Consider the following 17,663-nt stretch of genomic DNA (forward strand, 5'->3'; position numbering starts at 1 on the left):
CTTTTATGTAATTTAATCGTAGAATTATTACGGGGGGATGAATATGCTCATTTACGCCATAGTGTTTATCGTGTTTTTCAGTTTTTACATTTTACAGAAATTACACGGCATTGAGAGACGGCTGGCGCGTCAGCAGTCTATGCTCGAGCAGCTGACAGAGGGTCTGCCGGGACCTGCCGTTGATGATGATTCTATTCGTTTGCTGATTATACAGGGGGAAACTGTGAAAGCAGTAAAGCGGGCGCGGGAAGTGTTCGGTTTTTCCTTGCTTGAAGCGAAGCAGTACGTCGATCAGCTGCAGGAAGAAATTGGTCCGCGGCAGTAAAAAATATAAACGGAAGGCCCATCTCTGCGGGATAGGTCTTCCGTTTTATTCAGTGAATTTCAATAACTGTTCCCGTTTTCTGCGGAACTTAGACTGCGGAATTCTAACAATCATCTATTACGATGTACATTGCTTTTACAGGGCCGTGTACACCGATGACCAGATTCATCTCGATATCTGCAGAGTTGCTTGGACCCGTAATAAAGTTGATGCAAGATGGAACTTGCCCGCCTTCATCCAGTTTCTGCCGGATCATATCCGATGCCTGAGTAATTCTTGGAACCAGCGTACTTTTCGGAACCAGCGCGATGTAATGTGCAGGCAGCAGGCTGACCGAACGTCCTTTATCCGCACTGCTGAACAGGACGACTGTACCTGATTCCGCAAGGGTCATGTCGCTGAACGTAATGCCGATATTGGCCTGCTCGGCAAGCTCAATATTTTTATCCCCAAGAGAAACATCCCAACTATTGACGGTAATTTGTTCTGAAGGCCATATGGTATCCAGCAGCTCATCTAATCCATATTCTGCAAATCGGTCATCTTTCCAAAGCGACAACGGACCCCCGCCATATCTGTTTACTGCTTCATGCAGCACGGCGGGCAGCTCAGCTTTCTTTGTCTCAATTAAATCGGTATGAATTTGTTCGCACTGTGCACGCAGCACTTCCAGCAATCCATCGGCCGAAGCATCCTGCAGTACTTTGCGTTGCGGCTGATATTTCCACACAGGCTTGTCTGCATTCATTTTCGGTTCACGGCCTAACTGCGCAGCGATTGATGAGAGGAAACTTTCGCGGTTTTGAATGGTTCCGGCCATAGTCATTCGCCCCCTTTCTGATCATAGAACCAGTCCCGGAAACGGGTGTTGCCGACTGCCGGGAATTCCCGCAAATCTGTCCATTCTTTCAATGGACCGGGACCTGTTGAAATCCGGTCATTTTTCGTCAGCGGCTTCATTGCAGCAGCCGCCATCTTCGCTCCCATGGAATACAGCGGATTGGAAGACGCACCAATTCCAAATGCTTTCATCGCAAGCCGTTCGGAAATAGGCGAACGCCCTTCTTCTTCAACGATGATTCTGCGATGTGTATGAAGCAGTTCATGAAGAGGAATTTTCACAGGACAGGCATCTGTGCAGGCTCCGCATAATGTGGAAGCAAACGGCAGCTCTTTGAAGTCATCATATCCGCCGAGCAGCGGTGACAGTACCGCGCCGATTGGACCTGAATAAATCGAACCGTACGAGTGGCCGCCGATATGACGGTACACCGGACAGACATTGACACAGGCCGCACAGCGGATACATTGCAGAACTGACTGGAACTCTGTGCCGAGAATTTCGGACCGGCCATTGTCAACGATGACCAGATGGAATTCTTCCGGACCGTCCGCATCCCCTTCATCACGCGGACCTGTCAAAGCAGTCACATAGCTTGTCAGCTTCTGTCCGACTGCACTTCGGGTCAATAAACTGACAAGCACTTCAAACTCCTCAAAGGAAGGGACCACTCTTTCCATGCCCATCACGGTGATTTGCGTTTTCGGTAATGCAGATACAAGTCTCGCATTTCCTTCATTGGTCACCAGACTGATTGAACCCGTTTCCGCTATCGCAAAATTACAGCCCGTAATACCAATATCCGCATCCAAAAATTCTTGACGAAGCTTTTCCCGGGCATGCAGCGCCAGTTCCTCGGGCTTGGATGTGCGGCGGTACCCCAATTTTTCTTCAAACACTTCCCGAATCTGTTCTCTGTTTTTATGAAGCGCCGGTGCTACGATATGAGAAGGCGGATCATGATCATCTATTTGCAAAATATACTCTCCCAAATCAGTCTCAATTACTTCGCAGCCCGCTTCTTCGAGAACCGTATTCAAATTAATTTCTTCCGTGACCATCGATTTCGACTTCACAACTTTCTTCCCGCCTTTTTTCTCGATGACCTCCCTGACGTACGCGCTTGCTTCTTCGGCAGTCTTGGCGAAAAACACATGACCGCCGCGTGCTGCCACATTTTCACTCAGCTGATGCAAATAATAGTCCAGGTTTTCAAGCACATGCTGACGGATTTCTTCTCCATGCGAACGCCATTCTTCCCAATTCCCCAGCTCTTCCGCTGCATCGAGCCTTCTGCCGTGCAATCGTTCTTGTGCGCCTGCTACTGCCTGCCGCATAAATTCGTCAGAAATATTATCTTTAGTACGATCCGTAAAGTTTTTCTTGCTGAATTTCATAGCCATCTCGCATCACCTCATTTCTGATTTATTCGTGACTGTTCAGCACTTGCGCGATATGCATGACCCGGATCGGCTTACCCGAACGCTCAGCGCGTCCTCCGATATTCATCAGGCAGCCGCAGTCTGCACCAATTACATAATCTGCTTCCGTCATGATGGCGCTGTTCACCTTCTCATCTACCATCTGTTCAGAAATGTCGCCCATTTTAACGGAGAATGTTCCGCCAAAGCCGCAGCAATTATGTGCGTTCGGCAACGGGATCATCTCGAGTCCCTCCACTTGCGCCAGCAATTTCCCCGGCTCTTCCTTTGCGCCAAGTAATCGGGTCATATGGCAGGATGGATGATACGTTGCTTTTCCTGTCAGTTTCGCTCCTACATTTTCTGTCTTCAGAACATTGACAAGAAATTGCGTGAACTCATACGTTTTGTCTGCCAGCTCTTGCGCTCTCGGCAGCCACTTCGGATCATCCTTAAATACGTCCGGATATAATTTAAACATCGCGGCACAGGACCCGGAGGGGGTCACTACATAGTCAGCTCCTTCAAATGCCTTGATCATATTCTTCATAGCGGATTTTGAGCTTTCTACATATCCGCTGTTATAGGCCGGCTGTCCGCAGCAGACTTGGCCTTTAGGAAATGACAGTTCACAACCTTGTTTCTCCAATACTTCCGCCATGTCTTTGCCGGTCTCTGCATAAAACATATCCACCAGACAAGTAATAAATAAACTTACTTTCATTTTCATTCACCTCATTTTGGGAATTTTTCTAGTCAACAGGTCATCAGATGACTTAATTATTTTCTAGCATACTATAGATCTTTTCATATGAACAGACGTTTACTATATTTTCTGATAAAAAAATCACCCGCATATAGAACGGGTGAAACGGATTATGGATGTAACGTGCGCATATACTCGGATAAAACTGATTCTACATTTTGTAAATGTGCCTGCATATTCAGTGCCGCAGCATCAGGCGATTGATTTTTGATGGCTGTAAGTATTGCTTCGTGCTCTTCATGCAGACGGTCTGCGGCCGCAGTCTTCGAATACAGACAAATTCTTCGCGTTTCTCTCATGGATTCACTCATTAAATCTGATACGTGATTCATCAGACTGACCAAGATCGGATTGCCGCTTGCACGGGCAACTGCAAAATGAAAATCTAAATCTGCTTTTTCACCCAGGACGATATCGCCTGCGTGTTGTTTCATTTCAACTAGAGCTTCTTCCATCTTTACTAGATCCTCATCTGTTCTATTAACAGCCGCCGCGTGTGCAGCCCCTGCTTCTAATATTTTTCGGACGCCAAGCAAATGAAAAACATCTTCTTCGCTCATGAGCATCGCGCTATGAAGAGGGAACTTCAGGCCGTCTGATGAAAATTCCAATACATACGTCCCTTCCCCCTGACGCATTTCAATTAAGCCCATCGCCCGTAAGGATGTCAAGGCCTCCCGGACAGCCGATCTTCCTACATTGAAATTTTGTGCCAGCTGCTGGACAGAATCTAATTTATCTCCAGGCTTTAATTTTCCGGACCGGATCAGATGAACCAATGCATCTGCTACTTCTTCATATATCTTTTTAGGCTTAATCTGCTTATATTGCAAGTCATTCACTCCTGTCTCCAGTATTCATTATAATCGATAATTTGAATGATAGGTTACAACATCTAAAAATTTGTGACAGACAGGCAGATACAAATAAAAAAGAACCCGCCATGGCTCTTTTTTAATTTATATATTTATCCCGGACATCGCGCACTGTCCGCAGAAACCGCACGAGGTCTCTGATGCACGCACTGCGGTATCAGCCGGTTCAACAAAGTCCTGCAAATTCCTTCTCCAGACAAAGTAAGCGTTCTTTCCATTGGAGCCCATCACGATAGCCGGACAGACTTCCGTTTTTTCCAATGACCCGGTGACACGGAACTATCAGCAACAAAGGGTTTTTTCCAATTGCCGATGCAACGGCCCGGACAGCAGCCGGACGTCCGATTGATTCTGCGATATCTGAATAGGCAGCAGTTTCGCCATAGGGAATGTCCCGCAGCACTTCCCAAACAGCAAGCTGAAATGACGTGCCGATGCTATCGAACGGTGAAACAAATTGGCGGATTTCACCGGACAAGTACTTGCTGATTTCTGCTGCAGCATCCGATAATCTGTCTGCATCCTGCATAACTGCCGCTTCACCAAACTGCCTCGACAGCCAGTTTTTCATACGTTCTTCACTGCCTTCTCCAAGACCGATGTAGCAGACACCCTTTTCAGTTGCAGCAAGCGCAACAAGGCCATGCTCTATATCAAAACTGTTCCAGTAAATCATCATCAGCACCGCCTTTCATTCAGCCGAATAATTTTAATCCTACTGCACCTAAAATAATGAGTGATAAGAAGAACAGTCTCTTACCACTTGCCGGCTCCTTAAAAATCAATATCCCCATTAACACCGCACCTGCTGCGCCTAAGCCTGTCCATACCGCGTAAGCAGTACTCATCTGAATTTCCCGCATAGCCAATGACAGAAAAACAAACCCAAAACCAAAGATTCCGACGATCAGTAACAGGCGTTTTACGGAGCGGTTCTGTAAGTAATAATTGATGCTCATTACACCGAAAATTTCGCCAAGACTGGCAATAATTAAATAAACCCATGCCATTGTCAGCCGTCCCCCTTCTGCTCTCCATGTTCATCTGTCGTCATTTTAATACCGACAACCCCAATGACAATTAATCCAATGAAAGACAGCGTAATCCAGGTGAACCCTGCATGGAAGACAAATATATCAACGAGCAGAATGGCTGCGGCTCCTGATCCTGTAAAGACTGCATAGACAGTTCCTGAAGGCAGTTTTTCACATGCTTTTATAATGAAGTAAAAACTGAAAATAATCGCTGCGCCCGTTCCCGCCCATTGCCAGACCGTTTCCGAGTATCGGAGACCGACAACCCAGAAAATCTCTACAACAGCGGCTAATGCAACATACGCCCAAGCCATTATGAAAATCCTCCTTCACCGATACATATTGTCTATCAGTATAGCAATAATTTTACTGAAATAAAAAGACATCAATTGATGATTGAATGGAAACTTGCATCCGTTATTTACACATGATAGAATGAATTCGTCAACACTTTTGCTTATATTGTGAATATTCTTATCGAGAGAGACGGAGGGATAGGCCCGGCGAAGTCTCAGCAACCAGCTCAGGCACGGTGCTAATTCCAAGGGTGAGTCCACCTTGAAGATGAGAATAATCTATACACTTGTATGTTCGGGGGCCTATTCGAAAAGAAGAGGTCCTCTTTTATTTTTTTCTGAAGGGATGGATATTCATGACAAACAGCGGATTAGAAACGAGATTAGTACAACTAGGCAATCACAGTGACGAAAAAACAGGGGCGGTTAATCCGCCAATCTATATGTCGACAGCCTACCATCACGACGGGCTCGGCAAATCTACGGGGTATGATTACACGAGAACAAAAAATCCCACACGTTCTGTACTTGAAGATGGAATCGCAGATTTGGAGTCCGGAGATCAGGGATTCGCGTGCAGTTCCGGTATGGCAGCCATTCAGCTCATCTTATCTCTTTTCAAAACCGGGGACGAACTGCTTGCGCCTGAAGACTTGTACGGCGGTACGTACCGTCTGTTTACTCAATACAAAAATACGTATAACATCACGACAAACTATCTGTCATTTGAAAATGTTTCAGAAGTGGAGCAGGCTATCACGGAACGCACAAGAGCTATTTTCCTGGAGACGCCTACGAATCCATTAATGCAAAATATTACAATCAGCACTTATGCAGAGCTCGCCAAAAAGCACGGACTGCTGCTCATCGTTGACAATACATTTCTGACCCCTTATTTCCAGCGTCCGATTGAAGAAGGAGCAGACATTGTCATCCATAGCGCGACTAAATATATCGGCGGTCACAATGATGTGCTTGCGGGGCTTGTCGTGGCAAAAGGCGAAGAATTATGTGAACGACTGTTTACTAGCCATAACGCCATCGGAGCGACACTGTCTCCATTTGATTCTTGGCTGGTAGTACGCGGCCTGAAAACTTTGCATTTGCGCATGAAACAACATGATGCCAATGCTAAAGCGATGGTCTCCTATTTGGAACAAGAACCTCTCATTTCAGATGTACTGTATGCAGGCGTCGGCGGCATGCTGTCGTTCCGTGTACAGAACAGCGAGTGGGTCGGTCCGTTCCTGGAGAATATGAAGTTAATTTCATTTGCTGAAAGTTTGGGCGGAGTGGAAAGCTTCATTACCTATCCGACTACGCAAACGCATATGGATATACCGGTTGAAGAACGGAATCGCCGCGGCGTAGACGACCGTCTGCTGCGTTTCTCTGTCGGCGTGGAAGAGGCGGAAGACCTGATCGCTGACGTCAAACAGGCCCTTTATGCTGCAAAGGAAGCTGCAGAAGGCGTGAAGATACAATAAGTAAAATAAAACAGTCCGCACAGTCAGAATGGAATCGACTGTGCGGACTGTTGTTTTCGTGTGATGGATTAATGCGCCTGCTGCCATTTTTTCTTTTCGCTTGCATAGACTACTGCCGCCGGTGCTGCGATAAACACCAGCGCCGCGAGTCCGGCCGCCATGCCTGTCAGTTCTTTGCTTCCAAATGAAAATCCTGCTGCCGCACCTAAGCCAATTCCCGCCAGTACCGCCAACGCAACAATCTTATACATAGTAGATCCCGACCTTTCAATTATAAGACTCGATCGTCTCTCCGTGTTATTCGTTGCTTTTAGCATACTCCCATTGAGAACAATTTTCAAGTGCAATTGAGAATCTTTTTCAACGAATTTTAAAATATACCCCAATGTATGGTCCCGCGGTTAATTTTATGAGCGGAAAATGCACATAGAAAAACCGCCCGGGCTGTAAATACCCGGACGGCTGAACTATTATTATTTTTCCAGCAATTTCAATGATTCACGGTTAAAAGCGGGGATGTCATCCGGCTGACGGCTTGTTACAAGCTGGTTCTGACACACCACGACTTCTTTGTCTGCATATTTCACGCCAGCGTATTCCATATCCACGCGAATAGATTTATAACCTGTTGCATCGCGGCCTTCCAGCGCTTTTGCTGTGATCAGTAACTGCGGACCGTGACAAATAGCAAATACAGGTTTGTCTGCATCCATGAATTCTTTGGCGAATTTCACAAAGCGATTATCTGCGCGCAAAATATCCGGAGAAAATCCTCCTGGAATAAACAATGCGTCGTAATCAGATGATTTGGCATCATCGATTGTTTTATCGATTTTCACCTTTGTATTTTCCTTCAAACCGGTCACTTCTGACCCTTTTTCCGCACCGATCACTTCTACTTCGTGACCAGCTTCCTTATATGCGGCGGCCGGTTTCAGGTATTCCGAATCCTCAAACATGTCTCCAAGTACTGCTGCAATTTTAGCCATAATGCTACTCACTCCTTATATGATGTTCTGCAAATACTATTCCACAACTATAAGTGGTCTAAACATCATCCAAGGTCGAGCTCTCCTTCAGCGTTTAAGTGAGCGTTAATATTTACTGCATCTTTCGAGAAGACATGTTTGCGGTTGCCCACTTGAATTTCCGTGCCTCCATAGGCTTTACCAATTTTGATGCAGCCGTCTGCCCGGATTCGTCAGGATTTCTACATGCACTTGTTCACGATGTAATTTTAATATCTCCAATGCTTGTAAAATCGCCTCATCTACCGTGTTCGCCTGGACCGTAACTGCCCTTTTCAACACGACCACCTCCGCCTATAATCCTATTACTTTTATAGTATCATATCGGCGTCGCTTCATTAAAAAAATATTCCAATAATAACTAACGCAGCAATAATATAAAATCCTACGACTCCTATTACATCTGCTCCGATTACAGGTTTCTTTTGGAACACATCAATAAGTTCAATGTCATCACGCAGTTGTTTCACTTCTTTGCGCAGTTCTTCCACTTCCTGATTCAGAGCGGTAATTTCTTGCGTCTGCCTCGTGATCAATTCTTGTGTTTCCGGGTTGTTCACATGCGTTTCCATACATGATCACTCCTTCTCGTTTCATTACTCTACGTTTGGCAAGCAGGCAAAGATTCAAGATGCAGCAGAATTTTACATTTGCATTTTTACATAGCCGGGTGTATGATACATCTACAGGCTGTATTGCTCGTACGACATTAAGTTTTAACCTTTAAGCTGTAAAAGGGAGTTTATTACGAAACGGAAATGGCATGCCGGGTTCCTTTAGAGCAGCCCGGACATACAGGAACGTTTTCCGCAAACACCCACTTTGAGGAGTGGTGGTTTAAAACTTTCTATGACTAAACTACGGCAAAGACGGCTTACATAAAGACATAAAAACACCTTCCATTTCGTATGGAAGGTGTTTTTTGTCTATGTGCAGTGCGGGATTGACTATATGAAGGTTTATCCCTCTTGAATATTTGCTGAATCTGCTTCCCCTGTGAAAAATGTGTCGGGATTTTCAGCTAGCCTTTGCTTATAATCTGCATAATCTTCTTCGGAAACTCCAAAGGGGATATGGATATCAAATCCCTTTGCGTAATCCAGAAGGTCATCCAGAGTTAATTGGCTGGAAACCTCAATCAGATCAATTCTCATTAGCGTATCTTTTGTATAAGGCCTTTGCGTATCAATGAATACGAGTGACTGCAGGAATGCCTGAACGATAGGACTGTTTACTATCAGCAATGTGAATACCGCATCAAGATATTTAGTAAAGCTTAGAAAGTAACACGTATCATCCAGCATCACCGGTTTATTATTGATTGGCATTACTAATGAAAAATTTGATTTTTTATACATACCTGCAATTGCCACTTTATAAGGAGCGAACGAATAGTCTCCTATCCCGAAAATAGAAAAATCCGGCTTTCCTTTATAAATGGAGGATTTTCTTTTATCCAGATACCCCCTATTGTCTTGCAAGTACTTCCACAAGTTCGGGGATTCGTCTTTGATATATAACGTATCCTGGCCAATTTTCCGCTGAGTAATTATGACTTTTTTTCTGGTTTTATTAGGAATAGTCTCCTTTTTTAAATCAGAACTTTTTAACAAGTTATAGACATCCGTTTCCTCTATGTCTGCATACTCTTTAAAGCCGTTTAGTAATTTACCCTCTTCCGTCACGGTAAGTTCCATAATTTTGGAACAATCATGCTTTACACCTGACCGCCAAACTAATGGAGAAACATTATCTATTGCCGCACTGAGTTCATAAGATTCAACGTCTGATACAAACTTTTGATTGACCCAGCCGAATGATTTCATCCTGGCATCAGGATCTGACAAGCTGTAGACGTCGCAAGTATTTACGCGGACTTTCCCTTTTTCCCCTAACCTGACCAAGAAAAGTGACGCATCTGTAGCAACATCGAACTCTTTTTTCGCGTCAAAGTTATACAGTTCCAATGTAGTAATGTTCCACTCCTGATTGGACAGCGAATGGACAATGTTTTTGGCAATAGAATTTTTACAAAGCATAGCAAGCGTCCCTTGTTTTGTCTTGTTCAACAAAGTGAGCAGCTGGGTAATAATGTACTCTGATAAATCGAAATTACTCTTCCCCGTGATGGCATCCAGTCCGCTGTATTTTTTGAAGTTGGATTTCTCCGGCATATTGGCAGAGCTTAATGTGCTAAGTTCAGCGACAGTAATCCAGGGCGGATTTCCAAGCACCAGTACTTCCCCTTCCCCTTCAAGCAGATGTTCAGGAAATGTATGTGTGAAAAAATCGTCCTGATGTATTTCCATTGTAAGTTTATCTCTTCCTAGAAACTTAACCGGGTTATTTTCCAAGATGAACTTTTTAAAATATATTTCATATTGCTTTTGAATTTCTACCCCATATACCCGATCTATCTCTTCAAAGTTCTGCAGGGCGGCGCGGATAAAGTTCCCTTTTCCGAACGTAGGCTCTATTAATACAGCTGGGCTGATTCCCTTTTTCAAAAGAACTTTACAAACTCTGTCAGCCAGGTCCTCAGGAGTTTGAAAATCTCCAAACTCTCTAATTCCCACTTGCAATTCCCCATCTTTATATGACTCTTTCCAAAACCGGACTTCTTCGCTGTCTTTAAAGAAGTTACTGATTCCGTAAGCATCCCGCATTTGTTCATTCAGCAGACTCACATCAGATGTTTCATACGACTGAACGATCTGTTCCCATACTTTCAGACTGTTGTTCATACGATTTTTTCAATTCCATCGATTGATGAAGGCATATCTACAATTCTCTTGTACTGAAGTCTCCATTGCAATGCATTCGAGACCGTCAGATAGCCTTGCTTAGGACGATTAGCCAAAATTTCATTGGCCAGATGTGTATAGACTATTTCATCTCCGGGAATGTTTTTATCCTCAAAGAAAGCAAACAAGTCATCCGCATTCCCGTCATTGTCTAAAATCGTGTTGATCATTTTAGTCGTTTGGAAATCAGCAGTTCTCGCTTTATCAATAAACGCACAGCTGACAAATTTGAATGTGGCTGTCCGCGTGACTGGATCATCGACTTTTTCATAAACGAACAACAGCAGATTATAACCGAGGCCGTAGATTTTTTGGCTCGCGGATTTGAAAGGACATGAGGATTGGGGCTGTCTTGCGGATGTAACTTTAATATCAGTCAGAATTTCTTCCCCTGGCAGGTCAATACCGCTGGCAGAATTCCCCTTGGAGAACGAGTACTTTTCAGTCAGATACTCTTTAAACTCATGCTCAATGTAAGTGCCTACAGCTTTCCCGTCAGTCGTACCGTACAAATGCGGGACTTTCACCTGCTCCTGATACATACAGAAATTACGCGCTTCTGTTTTTATCGTGTCGATTGTCAGTTCAATAATGGATCCGTCTGTCTCTTCAATTGCACTGACCGTATTCAGATCTTCCCTTTTCATTCTGTATCCCCCGTTTCTCATCAACCTTAATTATACCTGCCTGCTCTCTTTGTAACAAGGAAGAGGAAAGCAGAAGAAAAGAGGCTGGGACAAAACTAAAAATAAAGTCCGTTCCCCTGCGCTCCACTCAAATGCTTTGCAAAGTATTTATTAAAAAATAGACATAAAAAAGCGTAAGGGAATAAACTCCTTTACGCTTTTTTCATATTATGTCCCAGTCTCTCTCTTCCTTGTATTAAAAGTTATGCTGCATTTCGGCAAGCTTCTGCGCATTTGCGGCATGCTTCCGCACATTTTTTGCAATGGTCGTGTTCGTGCTTTCCGCATTCTTCGGCACATGCATCGCAAATTTCCGCACATAATTTCAAAATTTTGTCTGTAAACGGACTTTGCCTTGTAATCGCCTGAATAGCATATGTACAGACATCTGCACATTCACGGTCTAATCGTATACAGTCAGCCATCATCTGCAGATCTTCTTCTCTTAGACATGCGTCGAAACAATGATTACATGCTTTCACGCACTCCTCCAATACCGTCAGTACTTCTTCGTATTTCTGATTCATTTGATCGCCTCCAAATGGTATGTTATTTTCACTCTTCCCGCATCTTCTGACTGATAAACCATATATGTTGCCGTTCCTTTTTCATTGAAAGCACTTTCAATTATTGGTTATAATAAGCAGTATGAATAAAATAGAAACGAATGAGGTGTTCTGCATGAAATTATTTAAATGGACAGGCCCATTGGAAGAAGCAGGAAATCTGCCGGAAGAAACTCGTGTGTCATTGATGAATAATGACGAAGAAGTGCTTGTATTGCAAGAAGCGGAAACGACAACGCTCGACAATGCGGTTGAATACGAAATTTTAGACCAGAGCGGTGATTTGCCTTCAGGACGTTTTGCCGTTTTGAATAATATTCCTGTAACAGAAGAAGGCCGTGAAATTTTTGAGCAGCGCTTCAATAACCGGGCACGTCTGATTGAAGCGGAGCCGGGCTTTGTTGCGATTCGGGTACTGCGTCCTGTCAGCTCCGATACATATGTAATTCTGACGATGTGGGAAGATGAAGAGTCATTCCATAATTGGCAGTCCTCACAGGCATACGGTAAAGCACACGCGAAACGCGGCACAAAAGAAGGTGTCGATCAGCGCCCTAATATCTTCCCAAGGCCTTCTTTTGTAACGACTTATAAAAAATAACGTATAAAAAAATGATATCTGCAGAGACTACTTCTGAATACGAAAACAATATGAGGAGTGAGTTTCTGTGGGTATTTTAGATGGTAATCCAAAAGATCAACCGTTGCATTACGGGGAGATCACAGCTATTTGGTCATTTATGGGTGCAAACAACGGTCTTATCAGCGGCTACGAAGCCTTCGTTAATCATGCAGAAGATCCAGAGTTGATCCGGCTGCTTCAAGAAGCGATTAAGATGATGAAAGCGGAAAATAAGGACTTCGGTAAAGTGTTGAAGTCAAATGGCATCACGCCTCCGCCTTCTCTGCCCGAAAGACCCGAAGCTAACGCAGAGGATATCCCAGCCGGCGCACGCTTTATGGATCCGGAAATAAGCGGAGCCATATCGATTAACGTAGGACAGGGCCTCGTTTCATGCAGTATGGCAATGGGTCAGTGTCTGCGTGAAGACGTGGCGGCAATGTTTGCAAAATGTCATATGGAAAAGACTGCATTCGGCGCTAAATTGCTGAGCCTGAACAAATCAAAAGGGTGGATTATCCCTCCGCCGCTTCACCTGAACTAATCACTGCAAAACTTCGCTGACCGTCTATCGTAAGCGGAGTTTTTTCATGTATAAAAGCTTTGTTTCTGCTCACTCTAATCACGTGGATGAAAATCGTCTAACAACACAAAAGGACGGGGATTCTTATGAAGAAGCAGGAACGAAAGCAGCGGAAACAGCATTCTCAGAACGAAAGAACACAACAGCCGGAAAACGTGGAGTTTGGCGAAGAGTTTACTTTTGATGAGAAACGGCAGCAGCCAGACAGCATGCCAAACAAAGAGCGGCGAAACCAAAGAAAATAAGAAAAAAGAGTTATTCAAGAAGTCATCTTCATGACTTCTTAGAATAACTCTTTTTTTACTGCGGATGATGAGGATAAGCGACAGCTTCGCAATGGTTATTCTATCGACCCTGCCCCTTGCAAATCGACATCTACATGGATTGTAAATTCCATATCTGCATACGCTTTTTCCCATTCAGCAAATAAACTTTCTTTATGCAGACGGGTAGTACGAAAACGCAATCCAAACCCTACAGGATCCAGTTTCTCTTCTTGCATTTCAGTCAGGAAATGTTTGATTTTCTTTTTCATTTCCTTTGATGCCAGACGATTATATTCCTCTAAATTTGAAAGCAGTATTTTCTTGTTCGCCTCTTTTATAACGCCCTTTATTTTGAAGTGCATTTCTATGGCATCAGGCGTTGTATTTCCATTCTTAGTAACAAAGCGATAGTTCATCTTACTTTGGCTAACATCTATTAACAACTTAAGATCCTCGTCTTTAACCAAATACGTAAGTCCTGATGCACCTTTCAGCAATGAATTATAGTATTTCGTTTCAACGGTGGATAATACTTTCGGGTCGCGCTGATGGTCTACTACAACAGCATTATTCACTATTAGTTCATCATGCTTATCATTCGTTTCAATTAACGGTAGCACCGGATTAATACCTTTTGCCAAAACTTCCCTTCTCAATTGAAATAAAAAGGTAGTTACAATGAACGGACTTTCATTTGCAGTTCTTCCGAAAAAGTTGAATAATGCAACCGATGCAGGCGCTTCGGTCGAGGGCTCTACTTTTAAAACGGTTTCCGCTGAAGGTCTGGCACCTGCAACGTACGCAATTAATTGGATATCTCCCCGTCTAATAAAGTAATCCATAAATGATTGCATATGATTCGTCAATAATTTCTCGTTGACGATTATCGTTTTCATATGACCAAGCTCCAATACTTTATCCACATGTGTTTCCAGCATCCGAATAGCTTCACCCACCGATTCTCCTTCACGGGAAAGATAAGCGTAACTCGGCTTATTGCTCTCTTTTATCGCTCCGAATGGAAGGGCAACTTTCAGCGTGACTTTATAACCATTTTCCAGATGTTCAGCCGGATCAATCGCTATCGCGGAGACGAATAGAAGCTTATCAATATCTTTAAATGCACAACCTGACTGCAGCAATACACTGCTCATACACAACATGACGGCAAACCATTTAGTAATTAAGGGGAGTTTCATGACCTTGCCCTCCTGTTCACCAGCAGCATGAGTATCATCAAACCGACAAATACGATTGGAATTAACTGAAAGAAATACTGACTGTAAAGAAATAAATCATAGTCTGTCACTTTTAACGTTATAAAAAATGCGGCAGTCCAAAACACTATAATTACTGCTGCCATACTGCTGTACTTACGAATACCTGCACTTAACTTTTCCATGCCGAATACACTTTCAAACAGCTTATATGCAACATGCCAATGCAGAATAATATTTACAAATGCCACAGCCAGGAAAAGAATTAAAAAGATAAAAACTACACGCTCAATTACTCCATACTTCATCCGAATGGAATCACTGGTAAGAATCCATGGATAAAGAATATTTTCAATATCATCAAATCCTAATACGCCTATTGGAATAAAGTAGCTTGTGAAGACTGTAAACGTGCCCAAAGAGAATACAATCAATGCTTGTTTTATGCCAAATTTCATTCTTTTCTTAAGTAATGAATTGAAAATAATTATATCGAATGCCCCAACAAAATAGAAAGCTGTAGTGGAAAACACAAGATAACTTGGCGGATTGTCAATATACGTCATAGCCAGCACAACATAATCCCAATTCATTTGTTCTGCAAAGTAAATCTTCACCACATAATACACTGCAACCGGAAAAAACAGGATAAAAACGAGTTCAAGCATATATAATACGTTTCTGCTTTGCATGATTAAGCTATAACTGATTACTATGACAAACATCGAAATGACTGTATATACCGACATTTCGGGTGTCAGAAATCGCAGAAGAATATCAATATACGTAATTAACGTCTGAAAACCTGCAGTGTACCAAATACCGCCAAGGAAAAGCAGGACCGGAACTTTAATCCATCCGCTAACATACTGCGTCAAAATTTCGGGCAAACTTTTTCCTGGAAACGCTTTGAGCGAAGTAATTAAAGCCCAATTCATAAATACTCCAAAAAACAATCCCATAATAATTGCAACAATCGCCCCGTCTTCACTTTTACTGAATAAGATTCTGGGGCCCGCAGCAATAAGATTTGCGGCCATATTGGATAACAGTAAAAAATAAACAAAGCGGCTCATGAATCATCCGCCTTCAATTCTTCCCGGCGGTTTTGCCAGAACATCCGTAAATACGGCTCACCGTAGCTGTCTTTGTTAACTAAATACAGCATCAATCCCAATAATCCTAGCAGTGCACCCGCCAAACCAAATACCGTCGTATACAGTAATAATAAAAAACGGCAGACCCTGATGGCATAACCCATTTCACTGATCGGTATAACGAATGTGGAAATCGCCACCAATGACACAACGATTACCATAATATTGGAAGTCAAGGCAGCTTCTACTGCAGCGGTTCCGAGTATCAGTCCGCCGACTGTGGTAGCGGTCGCACTGATTGCATTGGGCAGCCGTATGCTCGCTTCCGTCAACAGTTCGATAAATATCAGCATGAAAAATACTTCAATAAAAGACGGATACGGTACGCCAATTCGGCTGGCCGCTACGGTCAGCGCGAGTTCCGTTCTGAAAATATCCGGTGTATAGGATGTCACTGCTACGTATAACGCAGGCAGCGTAATACAGGTAAACAGCCCTCCATACCGAAGAGAACGAATTAATATCGAAACCCAAAATGGATAGTATTCATCTTCCATAGACACCATAAAATCAAAAAACACTACAGGTGCAATTATGGCATGCGGACTTCCATCCACCATGATAACGACTTTACCTTGCGCCACATTGTGAAGAATCCGGTCTGGTCGTTCAGTCAGCATACTGGTGGGAAATAAACTGTATTTCTGGCTATTCAAGTAATACTGTAAATCCCCCGAGGCCTGAACCAGCTCGACTTCCAATGACTGAATTCGTTCCCTGACTTTTTCTAAGCGCCCTGGATGCACTTTTCCTTCGTCATAGACTAATGCGATATCACGATTAGAAATATCGTTCAACTGCATCGGTTCAATAATTAAAGACGGTTTATGATAACGTTGCCGAATCAAATTTATATTTGTTTCTATACTCTCACTGAGGCCAAGCTGGGGTCCATGAATTGTCGGTTCCATAATAGCATCCTGGACTGTATTCGCCGCTACTAATTTTAGTTCAAGTAATGTGATTTGCTTATCCATCATCACAAAAACATTGCCCTTCGTGATTTCGATTAGCACTTCCTGATCCCCTGTCGGCATTTTGGTATCGTATGGCAGTGATTTTATATATTCTGAAAAACTATGTTCCTGTGACATCTCATAAAAAGGCTTAATCAGGATTTCCTGAAGCTGAGCCATATCTACCACGCTTTTTAAATACAGCAAATGAACAACTTTTTCTTTGCTTTTCAATGTCTTTTTCACTATATCAGCAGAAGGTGCCAATCCTTTGACAAGCCGGTTAAAATAAGCCGGCATTTCTGTTTGTCCCGTTAATTCATCCACACTTATCACTTCTTTCTGATCACGCTGATTGAATTTCAGTTTGTCCAATCCTTGGAAACTTTAATCATTTATAAATTTTCTTTTTGCCATTTTCTTCTGAAGTGAAAAGTTGTATATATCGTGTTTCAGATGAACAAAAACCGGTTATTATACAGATAAAGACTGTTTCTTACGCGCGAAGAAGAGGAGGAGTATTTATGAATTTGGCTGCAATTGGAGTTCCCGGATTAATCATTATTTTAGTGATCGTTCTAATTTTATTCGGCCCCCGCAAATTACCTGAGGTGGGATCAGCTGTAGGTAAAACGCTGGCAGAATTTAAAAAGTCTGCAAAAGACATCATGGACGATGATGAAGAACCGAAGAAGATTGAAACTAAAGAGCAAGTGAAATAATTAGTTGTTGT

Annotated in this window: 23 protein-coding genes, 1 other RNA gene and 1 riboswitch; of the genes, 7 read left to right on the forward strand and 17 right to left on the reverse strand. The window is 43.2% G+C overall.

Annotation, left to right across the window (positions count from 1 at the left end; translation table 11 throughout):
* The first annotated feature begins 43 nt into the window (after positions 1 to 43).
* Positions 44 to 325, forward strand: a complete 282-nt coding sequence (locus SporoP37_RS06575; protein WP_085430555.1) for a hypothetical protein — start codon at positions 44 to 46, stop codon at positions 323 to 325.
* A 103-nt stretch (positions 326 to 428) separates the two neighbouring features.
* Here SporoP37_RS06575 and SporoP37_RS06580 read toward each other — a convergent pair whose 3' ends face one another.
* From SporoP37_RS06580 to SporoP37_RS06610, 7 genes are all read right to left on the reverse strand, one after another.
* Positions 429 to 1,145, reverse strand: a complete 717-nt coding sequence (locus SporoP37_RS06580; protein WP_085430556.1) for a LutC/YkgG family protein — start codon at positions 1,143 to 1,145, stop codon at positions 429 to 431.
* A gap of 2 nt (positions 1,146 to 1,147) precedes the next feature.
* Positions 1,148 to 2,569, reverse strand: coding sequence for a LutB/LldF family L-lactate oxidation iron-sulfur protein (locus SporoP37_RS06585; RefSeq protein ID WP_085430557.1), 1,422 nt, complete (start codon positions 2,567 to 2,569; stop codon positions 1,148 to 1,150).
* Between the two features lie 22 nt (positions 2,570 to 2,591).
* Positions 2,592 to 3,311, reverse strand: a complete 720-nt coding sequence (locus tag SporoP37_RS06590; protein ID WP_081242908.1) for a (Fe-S)-binding protein — start codon at positions 3,309 to 3,311, stop codon at positions 2,592 to 2,594.
* Between the two features lie 152 nt (positions 3,312 to 3,463).
* The gene (locus SporoP37_RS06595; RefSeq protein ID WP_081242909.1) at positions 3,464 to 4,186 is read right to left on the reverse strand and encodes a FadR/GntR family transcriptional regulator; all 723 of its coding nucleotides are present in this window, start codon (positions 4,184 to 4,186) and stop codon (positions 3,464 to 3,466) included.
* A gap of 208 nt (positions 4,187 to 4,394) precedes the next feature.
* Entirely contained in the window at positions 4,395 to 4,904 is a 510-nt protein-coding gene (locus SporoP37_RS17650; RefSeq protein WP_081242910.1) for a methylated-DNA--[protein]-cysteine S-methyltransferase, read from the reverse strand.
* 19 nt (positions 4,905 to 4,923) lie between these two features.
* Complete coding sequence (locus SporoP37_RS06605) at positions 4,924 to 5,238, reverse strand: DMT family transporter (RefSeq protein WP_081242911.1); 315 nt, start codon at positions 5,236 to 5,238, stop codon at positions 4,924 to 4,926.
* A gap of 2 nt (positions 5,239 to 5,240) precedes the next feature.
* Complete coding sequence (locus SporoP37_RS06610; RefSeq protein ID WP_081242912.1) at positions 5,241 to 5,576, reverse strand: DMT family transporter; 336 nt, start codon at positions 5,574 to 5,576, stop codon at positions 5,241 to 5,243.
* 157 nt (positions 5,577 to 5,733) lie between these two features.
* Positions 5,734 to 5,833: riboswitch (SAM riboswitch) on the forward strand.
* 81 nt (positions 5,834 to 5,914) lie between these two features.
* Between SporoP37_RS06610 and SporoP37_RS06615 the strand changes: the two genes are divergently transcribed.
* Entirely contained in the window at positions 5,915 to 7,045 is a 1,131-nt protein-coding gene (locus tag SporoP37_RS06615; protein WP_085430558.1) for a methionine biosynthesis PLP-dependent protein, read from the forward strand.
* 68 nt (positions 7,046 to 7,113) lie between these two features.
* On the opposite strand, the gene SporoP37_RS06620 is transcribed toward SporoP37_RS06615, so the two are convergent.
* The 4 genes from SporoP37_RS06620 to SporoP37_RS06635 all read right to left on the reverse strand — a co-directional run bounded on the left by SporoP37_RS06620 (position 7,114) and on the right by SporoP37_RS06635 (position 8,645).
* Entirely contained in the window at positions 7,114 to 7,296 is a 183-nt protein-coding gene (locus SporoP37_RS06620) for a hypothetical protein (RefSeq protein WP_081242914.1), read from the reverse strand.
* A 222-nt stretch (positions 7,297 to 7,518) separates the two neighbouring features.
* Positions 7,519 to 8,034: a type 1 glutamine amidotransferase domain-containing protein gene (locus SporoP37_RS06625; protein WP_081242915.1), complete on the reverse strand. Its 516-nt coding sequence runs from the start codon at positions 8,032 to 8,034 to the stop codon at positions 7,519 to 7,521.
* A gap of 177 nt (positions 8,035 to 8,211) precedes the next feature.
* The gene (locus tag SporoP37_RS06630; protein ID WP_158233653.1) at positions 8,212 to 8,355 is read right to left on the reverse strand and encodes a Jag N-terminal domain-containing protein; all 144 of its coding nucleotides are present in this window, start codon (positions 8,353 to 8,355) and stop codon (positions 8,212 to 8,214) included.
* A gap of 56 nt (positions 8,356 to 8,411) precedes the next feature.
* The gene (locus SporoP37_RS06635) at positions 8,412 to 8,645 is read right to left on the reverse strand and encodes a hypothetical protein (RefSeq protein WP_081242917.1); all 234 of its coding nucleotides are present in this window, start codon (positions 8,643 to 8,645) and stop codon (positions 8,412 to 8,414) included.
* A gap of 112 nt (positions 8,646 to 8,757) precedes the next feature.
* Between SporoP37_RS06635 and ssrS the strand changes: the two genes are divergently transcribed.
* Positions 8,758 to 8,953, forward strand: a non-coding RNA gene (gene ssrS, locus SporoP37_RS06640) — 6S RNA.
* A gap of 79 nt (positions 8,954 to 9,032) precedes the next feature.
* Here ssrS and SporoP37_RS06645 read toward each other — a convergent pair.
* From SporoP37_RS06645 to SporoP37_RS06655, 3 genes are all read right to left on the reverse strand, one after another.
* Entirely contained in the window at positions 9,033 to 10,817 is a 1,785-nt protein-coding gene (locus tag SporoP37_RS06645) for a hypothetical protein (RefSeq protein ID WP_085430559.1), read from the reverse strand.
* Positions 10,814 to 11,524, reverse strand: coding sequence for a type II restriction-modification system restriction endonuclease (locus SporoP37_RS06650; RefSeq protein ID WP_196796872.1), 711 nt, complete (start codon positions 11,522 to 11,524; stop codon positions 10,814 to 10,816). The genes SporoP37_RS06645 and SporoP37_RS06650 overlap by 4 nt, the downstream gene beginning before the upstream one ends.
* Positions 11,525 to 11,766: 242 nt before the next feature.
* A complete protein-coding gene (locus SporoP37_RS06655) occupies positions 11,767 to 12,090 on the reverse strand; it encodes a four-helix bundle copper-binding protein (RefSeq protein ID WP_085430560.1) in 324 nt (107 codons plus the stop codon).
* A gap of 154 nt (positions 12,091 to 12,244) precedes the next feature.
* On the opposite strand from SporoP37_RS06655, the gene SporoP37_RS06660 reads away from it, so the two are divergent.
* From SporoP37_RS06660 to SporoP37_RS16900, 3 genes are all read left to right on the forward strand, one after another.
* A complete protein-coding gene (locus tag SporoP37_RS06660; protein WP_085430561.1) occupies positions 12,245 to 12,730 on the forward strand; it encodes an antibiotic biosynthesis monooxygenase family protein in 486 nt (161 codons plus the stop codon).
* Between the two features lie 67 nt (positions 12,731 to 12,797).
* Positions 12,798 to 13,295: a DUF3231 family protein gene (locus SporoP37_RS06665; protein WP_081242921.1), complete on the forward strand. Its 498-nt coding sequence runs from the start codon at positions 12,798 to 12,800 to the stop codon at positions 13,293 to 13,295.
* A gap of 125 nt (positions 13,296 to 13,420) precedes the next feature.
* The gene (locus SporoP37_RS16900; protein ID WP_155961314.1) at positions 13,421 to 13,579 is read left to right on the forward strand and encodes a hypothetical protein; all 159 of its coding nucleotides are present in this window, start codon (positions 13,421 to 13,423) and stop codon (positions 13,577 to 13,579) included.
* 95 nt (positions 13,580 to 13,674) lie between these two features.
* Here SporoP37_RS16900 and SporoP37_RS06670 read toward each other — a convergent pair whose 3' ends face one another.
* From SporoP37_RS06670 to SporoP37_RS06680, 3 genes are read right to left on the reverse strand one after another with little or no spacing between them, the layout of a single operon-like run.
* Entirely contained in the window at positions 13,675 to 14,799 is a 1,125-nt protein-coding gene (locus SporoP37_RS06670; protein ID WP_085430562.1) for a Ger(x)C family spore germination protein, read from the reverse strand.
* Positions 14,796 to 15,893, reverse strand: coding sequence for a GerAB/ArcD/ProY family transporter (locus SporoP37_RS06675; RefSeq protein WP_085430563.1), 1,098 nt, complete (start codon positions 15,891 to 15,893; stop codon positions 14,796 to 14,798). The genes SporoP37_RS06670 and SporoP37_RS06675 overlap by 4 nt, the downstream gene beginning before the upstream one ends.
* Entirely contained in the window at positions 15,890 to 17,305 is a 1,416-nt protein-coding gene (locus SporoP37_RS06680) for a spore germination protein (protein WP_232329821.1), read from the reverse strand. Before SporoP37_RS06680 ends, SporoP37_RS06675 begins: the two co-directional genes overlap by 4 nt.
* Positions 17,306 to 17,454: 149 nt before the next feature.
* Here SporoP37_RS06680 and tatA point away from each other — a divergent pair, with 149 nt between their 5' ends.
* The gene (tatA, locus tag SporoP37_RS06685) at positions 17,455 to 17,652 is read left to right on the forward strand and encodes a twin-arginine translocase TatA/TatE family subunit (protein WP_081242924.1); all 198 of its coding nucleotides are present in this window, start codon (positions 17,455 to 17,457) and stop codon (positions 17,650 to 17,652) included.
* The last annotated feature ends 11 nt before the right edge of the window (positions 17,653 to 17,663 follow it).

The sequence above is a fragment of the Sporosarcina sp. P37 genome (assembly GCF_002109365.1).
Lineage (GTDB): Bacteria > Bacillota > Bacilli > Bacillales_A > Planococcaceae > Sporosarcina.